The sequence below is a fragment of the Herbaspirillum rubrisubalbicans genome (genome assembly GCF_003719195.1).
Taxonomy (GTDB): Bacteria; Pseudomonadota; Gammaproteobacteria; order Burkholderiales; family Burkholderiaceae_D; genus Herbaspirillum; species Herbaspirillum rubrisubalbicans.
Genome location: NZ_CP024996.1, coordinates 4,002,126 through 4,019,604, shown reverse-complemented (window position 1 = coordinate 4,019,604; position 17,479 = coordinate 4,002,126). Strand labels below are relative to the sequence as shown.

Sequence of the window (17,479 nt, the reverse complement as noted above, 5' to 3'; positions counted from 1 at the left end):
AACGCCGCTGCGAGGCTTGCCTGCAGCGGCGTTCTGTTTTGCATCACGGTCGTGCTACCGCGTGCCGGCTCAGTCCTTCTGGTATTGCGGCGAACGCGGGCCGTACAGCAGGCCATTGTTGCCACCGGCACGCAGCAGACGATTGCTGGTGACGGCTGCCATCTTGTAGCTGGCGTCGGTGGTGGTGCTGATGATCTGGTTGACCACCGCCGAGATCAGCATCCCCAGCAGGCCGTTGTTCTGGTTCTGCCGCTGTTCGGCACTGGAGGCGCTGGCCGAGCCCTGCCACAGCGTCTTGCCCGAGCGCAGATCGATCAGCTTGGCTTCGGCGGCCACCACCGTGTCGCTCTGCACCACCTTGTAGGAGGTGCCATAGTCGGTGATGTTGATGTACAGCGCCGCATCGGCACCGAAGATCTCATGCAGCTTCTTGACCGGCACCTCGTGGATGTCGGCGGCGTTGGCCAGACCGTTCTGCTTGAAGGTCTCGGCGGCCAGCGACACCGGGATCACGTAGTAACCCGATTCGGCCAGCGGCAGCGTGGCTTGCGCCAACATGCCATAGGGTGCGATCACTTCGGAAGAACTGTTCATCGGCGGCAGCACCAGGATCGAGGCCGGACGCGCGGCCTTGTACTCGGCATAGTCATACGATTTTTTCTGGGTGGCGCAGCCTGAAGCCAGCAGTACCAGCAGCAGCGCGCCCAGCGCCTTGAATTTGCTCAAGCTCATTTGCTCAATCCCTTCTTGTAGTTGCGCATCAGGAAATCCATATACGGTGCCGATTCCGGGAACAGGGCCTTTTCGGTCTGCAATTCCTGGATCAACTGGTCTTCCTTGCCCACGGCGGCGTACAGCATACCCAGGTGGGCATGGTAGCCAGGCGGCACGGCGTCGTTGTTGGCGCGCATCTTCTGCAGGTTTTCTTCCAGGGCAGCGATCTCGGTTTCATTGCCGTTGCCTTCGGTCTTGAAGTGTTCGTAGAGCTGGTCCTGGTAATTGCCCCAGCCGTAGAGGGACTTCTGCTGTTGCTTGGCGCAGCCGCTCAAGGTCAGCGCCAGGCCGAGGGCGAACCCGGCGGCGAGCTTCTTGTTCATCATGGTCGGTCTCTTGTGTCGGTGTTTGGGTATCAGGGCTTCCATGCGCCGGAATCGATGCCGGTGACCAGGTTCTGGACGGCTTCGCGGATGGCCAGGTCGAGCACCTTGCCATTGAGCGTGGAGTCATAGCTGGCGGTGCCGCCGAAGCCGATGATCTCTCGGTTGCCCAGGCTGTATTCCCCTGCGCCCTGGGCTGAGTAGACCACCTGCGAGGTGTTCACGTCCACGATGTTCAGGCTGACCTTGGCGTAGGCTACCTGCGACTTGCCGCGACCGAGGATGCCGAAGAGCTGGCGATCGCCGGTTTCCTTGCGACCGAATTCGGTGACGTCACCGGTGACCACGTAGTTGGCCCCCTTGAGCGCCTGGGTCTGCTTGTTCAGCTTGGCTTCCTGGGCCAGTTCGCCCATGTTGTCGCGGTCCATCACGGAGAAGCGGTTGCTCTGCTGCAGATGGGTGATCAGGATGGTCTTGGCTTGGCCGCCCAGACGGTCCACGCCATCATTGAAGATGCCGCGCAGATAGCTGGAACGGTTATCGAACTTGCCCACCGCGATCGGGCTGCGAGGCCCCTGATACGCCTGCTGGGCGCTGGCCACCTGGGCCACCGGCAGACTGCGTGAATTCTCCGTGGCGCAACCCGCGAGCGCCGTCACCATGGCTACCGCAGCCACGGCCGTGACATACCTGCTGAACATAAATTTCCCCGAATCGTTGATGTTGATAAGGGCAGCGGGAGCTGCCCTTCAATGCACTCGAAAGCACCGCGCGTTGCGCTCGGTCTAGTTTCGAGGCGGCAATTTTATCAGGGGATAGGATGAAAAGTCTCTAGAAAAACTTGTAATTCTTGATGGAATTTAACAGGTAGGCGTAATTCGTTATTACGTTTGCAATGACTTGCCGGAACGGTCAGGTCGATTCCGGGCGATAATCCTGCGCTGACGTGATTGATCGACGTCGTCTTTATCCAGAATCCCAAGGGCCCCCGACCATGCGCGACATCATCAATGGTTTCCTGCGCTTCCAGCAGGATGTCTTCCCCTCCCGTAAGGAGCTGTTCAAGAGCCTGGCCAATGGCCAGACGCCCACGGCCCTGTTCATCTCCTGCTCGGACAGCCGCATGGTGCCCGAACTGGTGACCCAACGCGAACCGGGCGACCTGTTCGTCATCCGCAACGCCGGCAACATCGTGCCTTCCTTCGGTCCCGAGCCGGGCGGCGTGAGTGCCTCGGTGGAGTATGCGGTGGCCCAGTTGAAGGTGTCGGACATCGTCATCTGCGGCCATTCCGACTGCGGCGCCATGACCGCCGTGGCGACCTGCGCCTGCCTGGACCACATGCCGGCCGTGCGCAACTGGCTGCACCACACCGATGCGGCGCGCATGATCAATGAATCGCGCCACCACGAGACCGAAAAGGACCGCATCGATGGCATGGTGCGCGAAAACGTGATCGCCCAGTTGAACAACATCCGTACCCATCCGTCGGTGGCGGTGGCGCTGGCGCAGGGCCGGCTGGCCCTGCATGGCTGGGTCTATGACATCGAGTCCGGCTCCATCCTGGCGCATGACACCGCCACCAATACCTTCGTGCCGCTGGCCTTGCATCCGGCTGCCCACACCGAGGACTGAACCGGCCCTAGACGTTGAGCATCTTCATGCTGGCCTCGGTATAGCGCGCGCCGGCCGCCACACCGCGCGGGAAGATGGCCTCCAGCGCCAGCAGGTCTTCGGAAGAAAGCTTCACATTGAAGGCACCGGCATTTTCTTCCAGGTAGCGCCGTCGCTTGGTCCCCGGGATCGGCACGATATGCGGGTCCTGGGCCATCACCCAGGCCAGTGCCAGTTGGCTGGGTGTGCAGCCGTGGTGCTCTGCCATTTCCTTCACTTTGTCCACCAGCCGCAGGTTGCGAGCGAAATTCTCGCCCTGGAAGCGCGGATTGGTGCGCCGGAAATCATCCTCGGCCAGATCCTCGAAGCGCTGGATGGCGCCGGTCAGGAAGCCTCGTCCCAAGGGGCTGTAGGCCACGAAGCCAATGCCCAGGGCGCGGCAGGTGGCCAGTACCTCGGCTTCCGGATCACGGGTCCACAAGGAATATTCACTCTGCAAGGCGGTCACCGGATGCACTCGGTGCGCCCGCTCCAGCGTGGCCGCCGAGGCTTCGGACAGGCCGATGTAGCGGATCTTGCCGGCGCGTACCAGGTCGGCCAGCACGCCCATGGTGGCTTCGATGGGCGTGGCCGGGTCGATGCGGTGCTGGTAGTAGAGGTCGATGGTGTCCACGCCCAGGCGCCGCAGGCTGCCTTCGACCGCTTGGCGGATGTAGGCTGGGCTGCCATCCACGCCGCGCGCCTGCGGATCGGCCGGGTCGCGCCGGATGCCGAACTTGGTGGCGATGAAGAACTTGTCGCGGCGGCCTTGGATGGCGCGGCCCAGCAGTTCTTCGTTGGTGTAGGGGCCGTACATGTCGGCCGTGTCCAGCAGGTTGATGCCCAGCTCCAGGGCGCGGTCGATGGTGGCCAGCGATTCGGCGTCGTCGCGTCGGGCGTAGAAATCGCTCATGCCCATGCAGCCCAGGCCGATGGCCGAGACTAGCGGGCCGTTGCTGCCCAGGCGGCGGCTGCCGACCGGGGAATCCGGTTGCAGGTGGGAGGTGATGGGGGCGCTCATGGTGCAATCCTTTCTTCACTAGGGGAGGGTGGTGCCGCGTGGCTGCCGGCGCCTGCTTGTGCGGCCTGGGCTTGCTGCTCCAGCTCTTGGTAGAGGACGAGCTTGTGTTGCAGTACCGCCAGGTTGTCCTGCAGTTCGGCCAGGGTCTGTTGCACGTTGAGCGTATGCATTTGCAGCATGGCCTTGCGCTCTCTGACGCTTTGCACCGTATTGCCTTGGCGACGTAGCTCGGCATAGCGCAGCATGGCGCGCACCGGCAGGCCGGTGGCCTTGAGCTTCTTGAGGAAGGCGATCCAGTTCAGGTCTTCCTGGGTGTAGCGGCGGTGGTGGTTGTCGCGTCGTTCCACCGGATCGAGCAGGCCGATGCGTTCGTAGTAACGCAGGGTATGCACCGACAGGCCGGTGGCCTGGGCCGCTTGGGCAATGGTCAGGGAAGTCGTCATGGCAGCCAGTCTAGAAGTTGGAGTGCGCTCTAAGTCAAGCACCGTTGCTGCATTATCGGCGTGTCGCTGCGAACCTGCTGGCGGCCGCGAGTTCATTGTCTTGCCCAGCAGTGGGCGGCATTCTCGCCAGCCAGTACAATGCGCGCTGCATTGACTATCTGCTTTGGAGACTTCCGGTATGCACATCGACGCCGCCACCCAACTTCTGCTCGACGCCCGTCATAGCGGCCTGGCCCTGGACTGGCGCCGGCTGGCCGTGGGCGATGCCGAGACCGCCTATGCGGTGCAGGATGCACAATTGCGGCGCCTGGGGCCGGTCGGTGGCTGGAAGGTCGGCAGCAAGGGCGATGGCAGCCTGCCTGGCTGTGCGCCGCTGCCGGCGTCCGGCGTGCTGTCATCTGGAACGCAACTGAGCGGGCCGCAATGGCGGATGCGCGGGCTGGAAGTGGAACTGGCCTTGCGCGTGGGACGCGACTACGCACCCGGGGAGCAGGTGCCGGACGAAGCCGAATTGCGCACCGTCTTCGATGCCATCCTGCCTGCCATCGAAGTGGTGGAAACCCGTCTGGGTCATCCACCCTGTACCAATCCCTGGGCCAGCATGGCCGACCTGCAAAGCCACGGCGCGTTGGTGCTCGGCCAGGCGCAGCCGTTGCCGGCGATCTTGTCGCTGCGCCAGATCGCGGCCAGCCTGGCCATCGATGGCCAGCTGGTGACCCGCACCAGCGGCGGCAATCCGGCTGACCTGTGGCCCCTGCTGGGATGGCTGGCGCAGCATTGCGCACGCCGCGGCCAGCCCTGGCGCTGTGGCCAGATCATCACCACCGGTTCCTGCACCGGCCTGCAACTGGCGCGGGGCGGCCTGTTGATCGAGGCCGCCCTGGAAGGCATAGGCGCCGTATCGCTGCGCTTTGCCGGCTAACGCTAGCCCCTAGCCCCTAGCCCTTAGCCCCTAGCTCATCAACTGCGCAATCAAGCGTCCGACCTCGGCGTGCAGGGCATCGCGCCGTGCATCGTCGGCGGCATTTTCAGTGAGATAGACCGCAAACAGCAGCGGCTTGCCCTGCGGTGTCCACGCCACTCCCACATCATTGGCCGTGCCCAGGCGCCCGGTGCCGGTCTTGTCGCCGACTTTCCAGCCAGCCGGTAGGCCGGCGCGCACCCGCTTGTCGCCGGTCTGGTTGGCCAGCAGCCATTGCGTGAGCTGCGCTCGTGAGGCCGGTGTGAGCACATCGCCCAGCACCAGGCGCTGCAGGTCAGCGGTCATGGCAGCCGGGGTAGTTGTGTCGCGTGGATCGCCGGGCACCGCTTGGTTCAAGGTCGGCTCGTTGCGATCCAACAGGGTCAAGGCGTCGCCCAGCGTGCGCACGAAGGCCGTCATGCCAGCGGGACCGCCCATGCTGGCCAGCATCAGGTTGGCCGCTGTATTGTCGGACAGCGTCACAGCCGCTTCGCACAGTTGCGCCAGGGATAGGCCAGTGCCATCAACATGTTTGCCGGTGGTGGGCGAGTAGGGGATCAGGTCGCGCTGGTGGTAGACGATGCGGCGCGTCAACTGCTCCCGTCCTTCATCCACCCGGCGCAGCACGGCCGCCGCCGCCAGCCACTTGAAGGTGCTGCACATGGGGAAGCGCTCATCGGCGCGATATCCCCATTGGCGAGCGCCGACCGTATCCACCAGCGAGACGCCCAGGCGTCCCCCGATGTCAGCTTCCAGCCGCGCCAGGCGCGCGCTGATGGCAGCGGCATCCACGCTGTGGCTGGCCTGCTGCGGGCCGGCAGCCCAACTGCGATGGATCAATCCGCTGGCGGTCAGTGCCGCCAGGGTCAGGAAATGTCGGCGTTTGAACATGGGCTCTCCTTGGTGATAACGCTAGGGCAGCATGATAGAGGGTGGCAGGGGTCTTGGTCACGATGCGATGTTCTGTTGCGATGGTGCATGGAAAGACCGTGCGAGTGAACGTTTGTTCGCGATGCTGCTGACCTGTCTTTTGGGGAGGGAGAGGGAAGCTTGTTGATGCATCCGAGATCCCTGCCATTTTCATGCGCGACGTCGGAAATCCGCTCCCGTAGCGACTTTGCGAGAGAGCCGGTACGGCTCTTCAGGGCGCCTGTAGGCAAGCCTGAACTGATGATTACGCGCAACAGTGGCAGAGATGTCAGACAATTCCTGATAGACGTCGGCTCTGCATCCAAATAGAATAAATGATATAAACAATTTATACGGTTCGTGCCGGGCCGTATCTGGATAGACCGGCACAGGTGGGCAGCCTCTGGCTGCCACTATCTGCCAACAGTGAAAGGGGGCAATCATGCAATACTTCGCAAATCTCTATCGCAAGCTGGTCGATTACCTCAACGATTCCAGTGAACTGGACACGGGCTCGCACCGCGGCGCACCGCACTGCTGCAGTCTGTATTCGGGCTTGTCGACCATGTCGCAGGACGATCAGCGCCGCTGACACCAGCGCGCCTTGATATCCTTGCCAACCCGGGCCGCTCCAGCGTCCCGGGTTTTTCTTTATCTGCAGTAGCCTCAGCGCGTACCCAGGATATGCGCGATGCGTTCTTCATTGGCCGGATGGCTGGACAGATAGGGCAGCGCCGGGCCATCCTTGTGGTCCTCGCCGACCTGCTCCAGCTTCTCGAACACCAGCGCCAGCTTCTGGCGCGGCAAGCCGTTGGCCTTGAACATGGCAATGGCATAGTCATCGGCCTCGCGCTCGATGTCGCGCGAATACTTCAGGTCCAGCAAGACCGTGGGGATATTGGCCAGTACCGCGGAGACGTCGCCGAACAACACCGTGGCCGCAGCCGCGATGGCCGAGCTCTGGATCAGTCTTCGCATCAGGTGGCGCCGGTGCACGTGCCCCAGCTCATGGGCCAGCACGCCCATGAGGGCGTCATCGTCATCGAGCAGATTGACGATCTCATCGGTGACTACGATCTGCCCCGAGGGCAGGGCGAAGGCATTGGGACCGATGCGGCTCTTGCGAAAGACGATCTGGTATTCCGGCGCGTCGTCCATGGGGGCCGTCAGCGCCTTGAAGCGGGCGGTAATCGCCGCAGCGCGGCGGCCATCGAGCTGGCTTTTGGAAAGCACATGGCTGTCCAGGAATTCCAGCGTGCCGCGTCCGACCTGGCGATCCACTTCCACTGGCAGCACGGCCACGATGCCTTGCGCGGCCAGCGGCAGCAGGTAGAGGTAGCTCAATATCACTACCGCCACCAGCGCCACGCAGGCCGCCAGCGCATGGCGCCAGCTGTGCTGCAGCCGTACCACCAATGAGTCGCGATGGCCGGTCTCCTGCAGCAGGGCGCTGAAGGCTGGTCCATCGGTGACTTCCAGGTAGGCGCCATCAGGAAAGCTGACCTTGCGCGCGGCCCGCGTGAAGCGCTCGGACACGCGCAGCTCGGCGATCGGACATTCCCGCTCGACCTCGCCACGCAGTTGCGCCACGCCATTGCTCACCTGCAGCGTGACCTGGTGCGGCCGCGAGCTCTTGCCATCGTAGTAGGTAGCGGAAATGGTCATGGCTTACATCGACAGGTCGAAGTCCAGCAGATCGCCCAGGCCTTCGCCGGTGGCCGAGCCGGGGGGCTCGCTGGCGGCGAGGAACTCATCGAGGCTGCCACCCGGCAGCAGCGCCAGCGACTCGATGCGGTAGCGCATCATGCGGATCTGTGCGAAGGGGGTGTACAGCCCTAGCGTGAAGGCGATGCCCAGCAGGTTGGTGATGAAGATGAAGACCACGCGCTGCCAGCGCATCGTGCTCTTGAAGCCGTGTTCACCCAGCCGAGTGCTGTTCCAGACCAGATTTTGCAGTTGCGTCATCAGCAACGGATAGAGGGCGAAGGTCCAGGCATAGAGCGCGATGATGATCGGCAAGCCGTGAGGCAACATCACCGACAGGGAGATATGGAAGTAACCCACCGCCACCAGCGCGGCCATAGCGGCCAGAAAACCGACTAGCCAGATGCCAAATGCAATCAGGAACACCTTGTAGAACGCCCCCGGCTTGGCCGTGAAATCGAATTGCGTCGCCCCGAAGCGCGACTGGCCATGCTGGTAGCGCTTGAAGCGCTGGTAGGCCAGTGGTGCCAGCAGGCCCACGGAAAGACTGGCCAGCAGGGGCCAGAGGAAGAAGTTCTTGAACACCCCCCCGGCAGAGCCGAGAAAACCGAAACGGATGCCACGATAACTGGTGTTGTAGAGCTTGAATTGCAGGCTGCGCCAGATCAGCCAGGGGCCAGCCACGGCCATGGCGATGGCGGCGATCAAGCCCAGCACGATATTGAACGCTGCCGCCAGTTGATATAGCCCCATTACCACCACGGCGATGATGCGGCCCTTGAGGATGGCTATGGGATTGCCGTGATAGTCGAAGCTGGCCCCGGCCACCGAGGTGTTGTCGTAGAAGTAGCGCAGCCGACGGACCTTGGCCCAGGCGGAATAGATGCCCAGGGTGACGATGGACAGCAGCAGGTTGACGATCCAGATGCGGAAGTACTCCGAGCCGCTGCCGCTAAAGGAGAAGCCTTGCGGTGCGCTGTGGTCGGCCGAGTCGCGCAGGGTGGTGGCGAAATTGGCGGGTGCTTGGGGCGGCGTGGAGGGTGGTTGGGCCGCAGAGTCGGGCAAGTCAGGTTGATCGTTCATGGAAGCTCTTGTGTTGGTTGTTGTAAGGGATAGGTCTGCCAGTGGGGTCGGGGAAGAATCTATTGCTCGGAAGTAAAAGTCAAGCTGTCGGGCTCCATTGCGCATCATGTATGGATGTTGTAGGGGCAGGCCTCGCATTTTTTTGAGGCCAACTGCTCTGGTCTCCTGCAGAAATGCACTGTTTGTGCGAACATTGGTGCCCAGATGCGGTCAAGGAACGGGCATTACGCGATGACCTGAGGTTTTATCCTCCCGCATCCGCGCCAACCATAAAAGTTTCCTGAACGCCGACCGGTCTCCACGCTGGCCGGCGTTTTACCACCCAAAGGAGCCTCCATGTCCACGTCCTGGAATACCGCCGCCATCGCCGAAAAACTCGGCATCCCCCCATCCGAGCTCGGCATCGAGACCATTGCCCACAGCGCCGATGACATCGACTACGAAAGCGTACTGCTCTACAACAAGACCCGGCCGCAGACCTCGGGCGTGTTGACCGTGCCCAACTACTTCGGCCTGCGCCAGCAGGCGCTGGAAATCGCCGCCACCACCATCGGTGCCGGCCATGCCATCTTCGTGGCCGACGTGTTCGGCAAGACCCTGCGCCCGGCCAACCCGGACCAGGCCCTGGCCGCCATCATCCCCTTGAAGCAGGACCGTGCCCAATTGCGCAAGCGTATGCAGGCGGCCTTGCAGGCGTTCGGCCAGCAATCCTTCGTGAAGATCGCCGCCGACAAGTTCGGCGCCTGCGGTTTCTGCTTCGGCGGCACGGCTGCATTGGAGCTGGCGCGCGATGGTGGCGAAGTGCGCGGTACGGTGTCGCTGCATGGCGCGCTCGATACCCCGGCCCCCGCCACCAGCAAGGTCAAGGGCGGGGTGCTGGTGCTGCATGGCGTGCAAGACCCGTCGGTGCCGCGCGAGCAGGTCAATGGCTTCATCGATGAGATGAGCGCGCTTAAGGTCGATTGGCAACTGGTCAATTATGGCCAGGCGGGTCATTCTTTCACCGACCCGGATGCCAACAATCCCGGCTTCTTCTACCACCGCCAGACCGCCGAGCGCGCCGCCGTGGCGCTGCAGGCCTTCTTCGGCGAAGTGCTGGCCTGATGTCCTGAAGCAGGGCGGTGCCACCGTCCTGTCGATCTGTTTGTCAACCTGCGCGGTTGCGCCCGAAACGGCCGCACAGGTGCTTCACCATAACAATAAGAGAACGCGTCCATCCGGTACGCAGGGGGGCATCCTTGCATGGCCTGTTGTGCCAGCGTCCCGCATTACCCTCGTCAAAACCACATCCAAAGGATACCCATGTCAGAAGATAAAGAGCCCAGGCGGCGCTTTCTGCGCCAGGTGTTGGCCATCGTCCCAGCTGCGACCACGCTAGGCGGCGCCACCACCGTTGCCGTGACCCAGCCGGCCATGGCCGACAGCAGCGAACCGGGCAAGCCCCGCGCTTACACGCCTACCTACTTCACCGCGCCCGAATGGGCTTTCCTCAACGCCGCCGTCGATCACCTCATTCCCTCGGATCAGTACGGTGCCGGCGCGCTGGAAACCGGCGTGCCCGAGTTCATCGACCGCCAGATGGAAACCCCCTATGGCGCTGGCAAGCTGTGGTACATGCAAGGCCCCTTCCACCCGGATAGCGTGCCCGAACTGGGCTACCAGCTCTCGCTGGTACCGCGCGACATCTACCGCCAGGGCATCGCCGCCTGCAACGACTGGTGCAGCAAGAATCACGGCAAGGTCTTCGCCGAACTCGACAAGGCCAAGCAGGTAGAAGTGCTCAAGATGATGGAAGCCGGCAAGATCACTTTTGATACCGTGCCGGCCAAGACCTTCTTCAGCTTCATGCTGGGCAATACCAAGGAAGGCTATTTCGCCGACCCGATGTACGGCGGCAACCAGAAGATGGGCGGCTGGAAGATGGTCGGTTTCCCCGGTGCGCGCGCCGACTTCGCCGACTGGGTGGATCAATACAACGTCAAGTATCCATACGGCCCTGTGTCGATTCTGGGAGAGAAGGGCTGATCATGGCTATCAAAAAAGACAAAGTGGATGTGGTGATGGTGGGCCTGGGCTGGACCGGCTCTATCATGGGCATGGAGCTCACCGAAGCCGGCCTGAACGTGCTGGCGCTGGAACGCGGCGACATGCGCGATACCAATACCGACACGCCGTATCCCAAGGCCGTCGATGAACTGAAGTATTCCGTGCGCGGCGCTTTGTTCCAGGACCTCTCGCGCGAGACCGTGACGATTCGTCATACGCTCTCGGACGTGGCCGTCCCCTACCGCCAGCATGGTTCCTTCCTGCTGGGCGATGGCGTGGGTGGTGCCGGTTTCCACTGGAACGGCATGATGTACCGCAACCTGCCCGAGGAGCTGGAGATGCGCTCCCACTACGAGCAGAAGTACGGCAAGAAATTCATCCCCGAGGGCATGACCATCCAAGACCATGGCGTGACCTACAAGGAGTTGGAGCCGTTCTACGATTTCTCGGAAAAGGTCATGGCCGTGTCCGGCAAGGCCGGCAATCTCAAGGGCAAGATCGTCGCTGGCGGCAACCCGCTGGAAGGCGAACGCAGCGATGAATTCCCCAACCCGCCGCTGCAATACCAGTACAGCGCCTCGCTGGTGGAAAAGGCCATGCGCGAGGTCGGCTACCATCCCTATCCGGCACCGGCCGCCAATGCTTCGCAACCCTTCACCAATCCGTATGGCGTGCGCATCGGCCCCTGCAACTACTGCGGCTTCTGCGAAAACTATGGCTGCTACATGTATTCCAAAGCCTCGCCGCAGACCACCATCCTGCCGGTGCTGTTGAAGCGCAAGAACTTCGAAGTGCGCACCAAGGCGCAGGTCATCAAGGTCAACCTGGATGCCGCCGGCAAGCGCGCCACCGGCGTCACCTACATCGATGCCCAGGGCCGCGAGGTCGAGCAACCCGCCGACCTGGTGCTGCTGACGGCCTTCCAGACCCACAATGTGCGCCTGCTGCTGCTCTCCGGCATCGGCAAGCCCTACGACCCGGTGACCGGTGAAGGCGTGGTCGGCAAGAACTTCGCCTACCAGTACAACGGTGGCATCAACGTGATCATGCCCAAGGGTACGCAATTCAATCCCTTCATCGGCACCGGCGCCGGTGGCGTGGGCATGGACGACCTCAATGGCGACCAGTTCGACCATGGCCCGCTGGGCTTCATCGGTGGCGCCTCGATCCGTCACGTGCGCTACGGTGGCCGTCCCATCAAGCAGGCCGGCACCATGCCCGGCGAGAAAGTCCCCAACTGGGGTTCCGAATGGAAGGCCAGCGTGCAGGATGCCTACCAGCGCACCCTGACCATCGGCATGTCCGGCTCGGTGATGGCCTATCGCGATTGCTATCTGTCGCTGGACCCGACCTACAAGGATGCCAACGGTCAGCCGCTGTTGCGCATGACCCTGAACTGGAAGGAAAACGAAGGCAAGATGCTGACCCACATCGCCGGCGAGATGGAAAAGGTCGGCCAGGCCATGAACCCGGAAAAGGTCGTCAAGGCCGTGCGCAAGACCGGTTCATCCTGGGATACCCGGGTCTATCAATCGACCCACCTGACCGGTGGCGCCATCATGGGCACGACGCCCAAGAACAGCGTGGTCAACAAATACCTGCAAAGCTGGGACGTGCCCAACGTGTTCGTCTACGGGGCCTGCGCCTTCCCGCAGAACATGGGTTACAACCCGACCGGGCTGGTCACGGCGCTGGCGTATCACTCCGCCCGTGCGATCCGCGAGCAGTATCTGAAAAACCCCGGCCCGCTGGTACAGGCATAAGGATGACGACCATGATCAAGCATTATTTCATCGCCGCCTGCGCGGCAGTCATGTCGCTGTCCGCGTTCACCGCCGCAGCGCAGAGCAATCCCGCTGCACCCTCGGCGGACCAGCAGCTGGTGCAGCGTGGCGAGTATCTGGCCAAGGCCGGGGACTGCGTGGCCTGCCATACCGCCAAGGGTGGCAAGCCCTTTGCAGGTGGCCTGCCCATTGCCACTCCCGTGGGGAGGGTGTATTCCTCCAACATCACGCCGGACAAGGAAAACGGCATCGGCAACTACAGCGAAGAGGATTTCGACAACGCCCTGCGCCACGGCATCCGCAAGGATGGCGCGTCGCTCTATCCGGCCATGCCCTATCCCTCCTACGCCAAGGTCAAGCCGGCTGACGTGAAGGCGCTGTATGCCTACTTCATGAATGGCGTGCAGGCTGACCCCGCACCCAATCGCGGTGTAGACATCACCTGGCCGCTGTCGATGCGCTGGCCGCTGTCGATCTGGCGCAAGGTGTTCGCACCGGCGGTGGCGCTCGATGGTCCCGAGGATAACAGTCCCCTGGTCCGTGGCCAGTACCTGGTCGAAGGCCTGGGGCACTGCGGTGCCTGCCACACCCCGCGAGGTGTCGGGATGCAGGAAAAGGCCTTGTCCAACGACAGCAGTCTGTACCTCTCCGGTGGCGTCATCGATGGCTACCTGGCCAACAACCTGCGCGGCGACGCCCGCGATGGTCTGGGCAACTGGAGCCAGGCCGATATCGTGGCCTTCCTCAAGACCGGCCGCAACAGCCATTCCGCAGCCTTTGGCGGCATGGCCGATGTGGTCGCCCAGAGTACCCAGTACCTGAGCGAGGCCGACCTGTCGGCCATGGCGACTTATCTGAAGTCGCTCAAGCCGGTCAAGGAAGGGACGGCAGCGCTGGCCTATGACGACAAGACCCACCAGGCCTTGCGCAAGGGTAGCGATCAAAGTCCCGGCGCGATGACGTTCCTCAACAACTGTGCGGCTTGCCACCGCAGTAGCGGCAAGGGGTATGAAGAAACCTTCCCGACTCTGGCCTTGTCGCCCACGGTGAATGCGGACAATCCGGCTTCGCTGATCCGCATCGTGCTGGAAGGCGCCGAAATGCCCTGGACCCACAAGGCCCCGACGCAATTCGCCATGCCTGGTTTTGCCAGCCGGCTGTCGGACCAGGAAGTGGCTGATGTGGTCACCTTTATCCGCAGCAGCTGGGGCAACCAGGCAGCGTCGGTGAGTGCATCGGACGTGGCCAAGGTACGCAAGCAGGTGCCGGAGAAAAAGACGGTGGAGGTGGGCGCGGTGCCGCTGGCCAAGCAATAGTCCTCGGTCGTCGGACTGGCCAACGGGCAGCATCATTGCCATGATCTGAGCGCTGCCCGGAAGGCTAAATCGAAAGCCCGCGTCTTCACAGACGTGGGCTTTTTTGTTGTATTTCAAAAGCCTGACAAGTCTCCAAAATAATTGGATTTTTTTGTCCCCAAGTTTCGAATCTTCCCCAGGATTTTCAGGGCTTTTGCTGCGTGGCGCCCTGGCCGAACAAGAATGGCGGCCCGTCATTTCTCATCGCCACCTCCATGGATGCCGCCAGCAGCTTGTTGTCCCGCCTGGTCCGTTTTTCTGCGGACAGTCGTTTGTTTCGCTTGCAGATCGCCGGTCATGCCGAGGATCGCTTTTTGCTACAGGCTTATGTGTCCTCGGAACAGTTGCATGGCGTTGATGCCAGCGAACTGATCGTCCTGAGCCTGGACGCCGAGTGTCCGCTGAAGTCGCTGATAGGGTGCCACGCCACGCTGGAAACCCGGCTCGCCGATGGCACCCGAAGTCGTCGTACCGGCCTCATCCATGAAGCGGCGAAGTTGGGCGGCGATGGCGGTTTCTGTCGCTACCGGCTACGCATGGCGCCGTGGCCCTGGCTGCTGGGGCAGTCCCGTACCAGCCGCGTGTGGCAAGACAAGAGCTTGCTCGATGTCGTCGAGGACGTCTTGCGTGACTTCCCGCAGCACGCCGACTGGACCTGGTCGGCCGACGCGCTGGACGTGTTGACGCGCTTGCCGCTGCGCAGCTACACGGTGCAATACCGCCAGACCCACCTCGACTTCATCAGCCGCCTGCTGGCGGGCGAAGGGATGTCGTGGCGCGTGGAAGAACATGCGGCCAGCCCGCAGGGCCATCGCCTGGTGTTCTTTGGCGATTCCTCGCAACGCAGCGCCCTGGCCGAGGATGTCACCAGCGCCGCGGATGGCGGCATCCGCTTCCACGGCGCCAGGGCGCAAGAACAGCAGGACAGCATCCAGGCGCTGGCGGCTTGCCGCAGCCTGCAGGCGGCCAGCTATACGCTGCTGGGCTACGACGACCAGAACAAGCAGGCCATTGCCGCCAGCATCCCCACCCATCATGCCTTTGGTGGTCGCTCGGCGCCCCGGCTGGAAAGCTACGACAGCGCCGGCCTGAACGCGCCTGACGACAGCCAGGCAGCCGACCGCCATGCGCGCCTGATGATGGAGGCGGCCGAAGCGCTCAACAAGCGCTGGCGTGGACGCAGCACGGTACGCAGCTTGCGCGCCGGCAGCCGTTTCACGCTCATGGGCGGTCCCTTGCGTGAGCAGCATCAGGGCCAGCAAGAGTACGCGGTGCTGGCGCTGCTGGGCGTGGGCATCAACCAATTGCCGGCCGATACCGAAGCCTCCCTGGCCGAACTCTTCGGCCCCTTGCCACCCTTGCTGGAAGAGGCCATCGCCGCCTGCTTGCAGACCCAGCCTCTGCACCCGGACTGGCCCTTGGCACGCACCGACACGCTCATCGAGCAGGCCCGCAGCATGGGCTATGCCAATGTCTTCGAAGCGATCCGTGCCGACATCCCCTGGCGGCCCGTGCTGGCCGATGGTAGCGGCCTGCAGCGGCGTCCCCATGCCCTGGCGCGCGGCAGCCAGAGCGCCATCGTGGTCGGCTACTGGGGCGAAACCCAGGCCAACGGACCCGATGAAATCTGCTGTGACCGGCTGGGCCGCGTGCGCATCCGTTTTCATTGGCAGGGCCGGCATGACGATGCTGGAGCCACCTGCTGGGTGCGGGTAGGCCAGCGCTGTGCTGGACCGGGCATGGGGCTGCAATTCCTGCCCCGCATCGGACAAGAAGTCCTGGTGCAGTTCATCGAAAACGACCTGGAGCGACCGATTATTCTCGGGGCGCTCTACAACGGCCGTGGGGAGGGGGGCGTGATACCGACGCCGGGAGGCGAGGTGAAGGATTGTTCCAGCATGGAGGTCTTCGCCATGGCCAGCGATACCGGCATCAGCGGACAAGGCAACCTGGCCGGCACCCAGGCACCGACCTGGCATGGCGCCAGCGCCGACCGTGAGGGACATCGCAACCCGGCTGCGCAATGGGGCATCCGCTCCAAGGAATTCGGTGGCTGGGGCTACAACCAGTTGCTCTTCGATGACAGCGACGGCCAGGGGCGGCTCCAGTTCAAGACCACGCAGGTTGGCAGCGAACTGAACCTGGGCCACCTGATCCACAGTGCCGACAATTATCGCGGCAGTTTCCGCGGCACCGGTCTGGAACTGCGCACCGATGCCTATGGCGTGATCCGTGCCGGAGCAGGCATCCTGTTTTCCAGCTACCGGGTGCAACATCGTGCCCACCATCGTGATCCGGCGGCGGACAACACCGGCCTGCGGGCCATGGCGCGACAGGCCGCGCACATCAGCAAGAGCTTCGACGAGGCAGCCCGCACGCACCGCACCGTAGGCATGAGCCAGGGGCTCGATGCGATGAATGCGATGAAGCAGGCCGTTGCCAGTCAGGCAGAAATAGCGGGACAGACGCTGCCTGGCAGCAGTACGCCGCTCATCCAGATCGCCGCCAAGGAAGGACTGGGTGTCGTGGCGGGACAGCATCTGCAATTGGCCAATGGTCGCAGCGTCAGCCTGGTGGCCGGCCAGGATGTGCAGCACATCAGCGGTCACCAGTTCCGACTGCGCACGCAGCAGGCCATCGGGCTGCTGGCGGGGGCCAGTGCTGCCGGTGACCAAGGTATCGGCCTGCAGATGATCGCCGCACAAGGTGATGTCGCAGTACAGGCGCAGGCCGATGGCATGAGCGTGCAGGCGCGCGATCAGTTGACACTGGTCAGCGCCAATGCCGCCGTCAACTGGGCCGCGGCGAAGAAGATCAGCTTGTCCACCGCGGGTGGGGCCAACATCACCATCGAGGGCGGCAATATTACCGTGCAGTGTCCGGGGGAGCTGACGGTTCATGCGGGGCAGGTCTGGTTGGATGGGCCGGTGCGGCATCTGGTGCAACTGCCGGCACTGCCGCGTACTGCGGTGGATATCAAGAAACTCGTTTTCAATCTGCATATGCAGGATATCCCTGGCCCTCACGGGCTTGCGCTTGCTGAGACCCCCTGGCGCATCGTTGCCGCCGAGAGTGCCGAGCAGGCACTGATGGTGACCGAAAAACTGCTGCATGGCCGCAGCGACTCACTAGGAAAACTCACCCTCTCCGACACCGAGCAGCAAGCTCTGCTCGAGGCCTACAACGCCCAGCCCGGACAACTCTGGCTGGTCTATCTGGATCATGTGCAAAACATCGACATCACGCTCTACGACCCATCGTGGAGCGACATGCAGAAACACCTGCACGCCCTCAATGCCATGGGATACAGCGACGACTATGCCGAGGTCGCTGGTCGTGCACTGAACGCGGCCACTCTGGCGCTGGCCAGGCAAGAGACCGGCAAGGCCCGTGGCACCCCCCTGCTCAAGCAACTCAAGGAGTAA

The 17,479-nt window shown here is 63.0% G+C and carries 16 protein-coding genes; 8 read left to right on the top strand and 8 right to left on the bottom strand.

What is annotated here, in order from left to right; translation table 11 throughout:
* Positions 1-69: 69 nt before the first annotated feature.
* The 3 genes from RC54_RS17855 to RC54_RS17845 are packed head-to-tail and all read right to left on the bottom strand — an operon-like array spanning position 70 to position 1,798.
* The gene (locus RC54_RS17855; RefSeq protein ID WP_058896335.1) at positions 70-732 is read right to left on the bottom strand and encodes a DUF799 domain-containing protein; all 663 of its coding nucleotides are present in this window, start codon (positions 730-732) and stop codon (positions 70-72) included.
* A complete protein-coding gene (locus RC54_RS17850; RefSeq protein ID WP_058896334.1) occupies positions 729-1,100 on the bottom strand; it encodes a DUF4810 domain-containing protein in 372 nt (123 codons plus the stop codon). The genes RC54_RS17855 and RC54_RS17850 overlap by 4 nt, the downstream gene beginning before the upstream one ends.
* A 29-nt stretch (positions 1,101-1,129) precedes the next feature.
* Positions 1,130-1,798, bottom strand: coding sequence for a CsgG/HfaB family protein (locus tag RC54_RS17845; protein ID WP_058896333.1), 669 nt, complete (start codon positions 1,796-1,798; stop codon positions 1,130-1,132).
* A 293-nt stretch (positions 1,799-2,091) separates the two neighbouring features.
* Between RC54_RS17845 and RC54_RS17840 the strand changes: the two genes are divergently transcribed.
* Entirely contained in the window at positions 2,092-2,730 is a 639-nt protein-coding gene (locus tag RC54_RS17840; protein WP_017453893.1) for a carbonic anhydrase, read from the top strand.
* A gap of 7 nt (positions 2,731-2,737) precedes the next feature.
* On the opposite strand, the gene RC54_RS17835 is transcribed toward RC54_RS17840, so the two are convergent.
* Entirely contained in the window at positions 2,738-3,769 is a 1,032-nt protein-coding gene (locus RC54_RS17835) for an aldo/keto reductase (RefSeq protein ID WP_058896332.1), read from the bottom strand.
* Positions 3,766-4,212 carry a MerR family transcriptional regulator gene (locus tag RC54_RS17830; protein ID WP_017453891.1) on the bottom strand — a complete coding sequence of 149 codons (447 nt, stop codon included), beginning with the start codon at positions 4,210-4,212 and terminating at the stop codon, positions 3,766-3,768. Before RC54_RS17830 ends, RC54_RS17835 begins: the two co-directional genes overlap by 4 nt.
* A gap of 178 nt (positions 4,213-4,390) precedes the next feature.
* On the opposite strand from RC54_RS17830, the gene RC54_RS17825 reads away from it, so the two are divergent.
* Positions 4,391-5,134: a 2-keto-4-pentenoate hydratase gene (locus tag RC54_RS17825; RefSeq protein ID WP_061790086.1), complete on the top strand. Its 744-nt coding sequence runs from the start codon at positions 4,391-4,393 to the stop codon at positions 5,132-5,134.
* A 30-nt stretch (positions 5,135-5,164) separates the two neighbouring features.
* Here the strand turns inward: RC54_RS17825 and bla are convergent, their stop codons facing one another.
* Positions 5,165-6,064: a class A beta-lactamase gene (bla, locus tag RC54_RS17820; RefSeq protein ID WP_061790085.1), complete on the bottom strand. Its 900-nt coding sequence runs from the start codon at positions 6,062-6,064 to the stop codon at positions 5,165-5,167.
* Between the two features lie 460 nt (positions 6,065-6,524).
* Between bla and RC54_RS25370 the strand changes: the two genes are divergently transcribed.
* Positions 6,525-6,674: a hypothetical protein gene (locus tag RC54_RS25370; RefSeq protein ID WP_164471224.1), complete on the top strand. Its 150-nt coding sequence runs from the start codon at positions 6,525-6,527 to the stop codon at positions 6,672-6,674.
* 74 nt (positions 6,675-6,748) lie between these two features.
* Here RC54_RS25370 and RC54_RS17815 read toward each other — a convergent pair whose 3' ends face one another.
* Together RC54_RS17815 and RC54_RS17810 are read right to left on the bottom strand one after the other, a co-directional pair.
* A complete protein-coding gene (locus RC54_RS17815) occupies positions 6,749-7,747 on the bottom strand; it encodes a M48 family metallopeptidase (RefSeq protein WP_058896329.1) in 999 nt (332 codons plus the stop codon).
* 3 nt (positions 7,748-7,750) lie between these two features.
* Positions 7,751-8,869, bottom strand: a complete 1,119-nt coding sequence (locus RC54_RS17810) for a YjgN family protein (protein ID WP_058896328.1) — start codon at positions 8,867-8,869, stop codon at positions 7,751-7,753.
* 336 nt (positions 8,870-9,205) lie between these two features.
* Between RC54_RS17810 and RC54_RS17805 the strand changes: the two genes are divergently transcribed.
* The 5 genes from RC54_RS17805 (at position 9,206) to RC54_RS17785 (ending at position 17,479) form a co-directional block, all read left to right on the top strand.
* Complete coding sequence (locus RC54_RS17805; RefSeq protein WP_061790084.1) at positions 9,206-9,973, top strand: dienelactone hydrolase family protein; 768 nt, start codon at positions 9,206-9,208, stop codon at positions 9,971-9,973.
* A 198-nt stretch (positions 9,974-10,171) separates the two neighbouring features.
* Positions 10,172-10,894, top strand: coding sequence for a gluconate 2-dehydrogenase subunit 3 family protein (locus RC54_RS17800; RefSeq protein ID WP_061790083.1), 723 nt, complete (start codon positions 10,172-10,174; stop codon positions 10,892-10,894).
* Between the two features lie 2 nt (positions 10,895-10,896).
* Positions 10,897-12,678: a GMC family oxidoreductase gene (locus RC54_RS17795; RefSeq protein WP_061790082.1), complete on the top strand. Its 1,782-nt coding sequence runs from the start codon at positions 10,897-10,899 to the stop codon at positions 12,676-12,678.
* Positions 12,679-12,689: 11 nt separating this feature from the next.
* Positions 12,690-14,015 (top strand): cytochrome c, encoded by a 1,326-nt coding sequence (locus RC54_RS17790; protein ID WP_174526121.1) that lies wholly within the window; start codon positions 12,690-12,692, stop codon positions 14,013-14,015.
* Positions 14,016-14,269: 254 nt separating this feature from the next.
* A complete protein-coding gene (locus RC54_RS17785) occupies positions 14,270-17,479 on the top strand; it encodes a type VI secretion system Vgr family protein (protein ID WP_123020468.1) in 3,210 nt (1,069 codons plus the stop codon).

What these genes read in the sequence shown, in the direction of transcription:
- RC54_RS17810 (WP_058896328.1), bottom strand. Translation starts at nt 8,869, where the DNA reads ATGAACGATCAACCTGACTTGCCCGACTCTGCGGCCCAACCACCCTCC.
- RC54_RS17790 (WP_174526121.1), top strand. Translation starts at nt 12,690, where the DNA reads ATGATCAAGCATTATTTCATCGCCGCCTGCGCGGCAGTCATGTCGCTG.
- RC54_RS17830 (WP_017453891.1), bottom strand. Translation starts at nt 4,212, where the DNA reads ATGACGACTTCCCTGACCATTGCCCAAGCGGCCCAGGCCACCGGCCTG.
- RC54_RS17845 (WP_058896333.1), bottom strand. Translation starts at nt 1,798, where the DNA reads ATGTTCAGCAGGTATGTCACGGCCGTGGCTGCGGTAGCCATGGTGACG.
- RC54_RS17840 (WP_017453893.1), top strand. Translation starts at nt 2,092, where the DNA reads ATGCGCGACATCATCAATGGTTTCCTGCGCTTCCAGCAGGATGTCTTC.
- RC54_RS25370 (WP_164471224.1), top strand. Translation starts at nt 6,525, where the DNA reads ATGCAATACTTCGCAAATCTCTATCGCAAGCTGGTCGATTACCTCAAC.
- RC54_RS17795 (WP_061790082.1), top strand. Translation starts at nt 10,897, where the DNA reads ATGGCTATCAAAAAAGACAAAGTGGATGTGGTGATGGTGGGCCTGGGC.
- RC54_RS17825 (WP_061790086.1), top strand. Translation starts at nt 4,391, where the DNA reads ATGCACATCGACGCCGCCACCCAACTTCTGCTCGACGCCCGTCATAGC.
- RC54_RS17800 (WP_061790083.1), top strand. Translation starts at nt 10,172, where the DNA reads ATGTCAGAAGATAAAGAGCCCAGGCGGCGCTTTCTGCGCCAGGTGTTG.
- RC54_RS17805 (WP_061790084.1), top strand. Translation starts at nt 9,206, where the DNA reads ATGTCCACGTCCTGGAATACCGCCGCCATCGCCGAAAAACTCGGCATC.
- RC54_RS17835 (WP_058896332.1), bottom strand. Translation starts at nt 3,769, where the DNA reads ATGAGCGCCCCCATCACCTCCCACCTGCAACCGGATTCCCCGGTCGGC.
- RC54_RS17815 (WP_058896329.1), bottom strand. Translation starts at nt 7,747, where the DNA reads ATGACCATTTCCGCTACCTACTACGATGGCAAGAGCTCGCGGCCGCAC.
- bla (WP_061790085.1), bottom strand. Translation starts at nt 6,064, where the DNA reads ATGTTCAAACGCCGACATTTCCTGACCCTGGCGGCACTGACCGCCAGC.
- RC54_RS17855 (WP_058896335.1), bottom strand. Translation starts at nt 732, where the DNA reads ATGAGCTTGAGCAAATTCAAGGCGCTGGGCGCGCTGCTGCTGGTACTG.
- RC54_RS17785 (WP_123020468.1), top strand. Translation starts at nt 14,270, where the DNA reads ATGGATGCCGCCAGCAGCTTGTTGTCCCGCCTGGTCCGTTTTTCTGCG.
- RC54_RS17850 (WP_058896334.1), bottom strand. Translation starts at nt 1,100, where the DNA reads ATGATGAACAAGAAGCTCGCCGCCGGGTTCGCCCTCGGCCTGGCGCTG.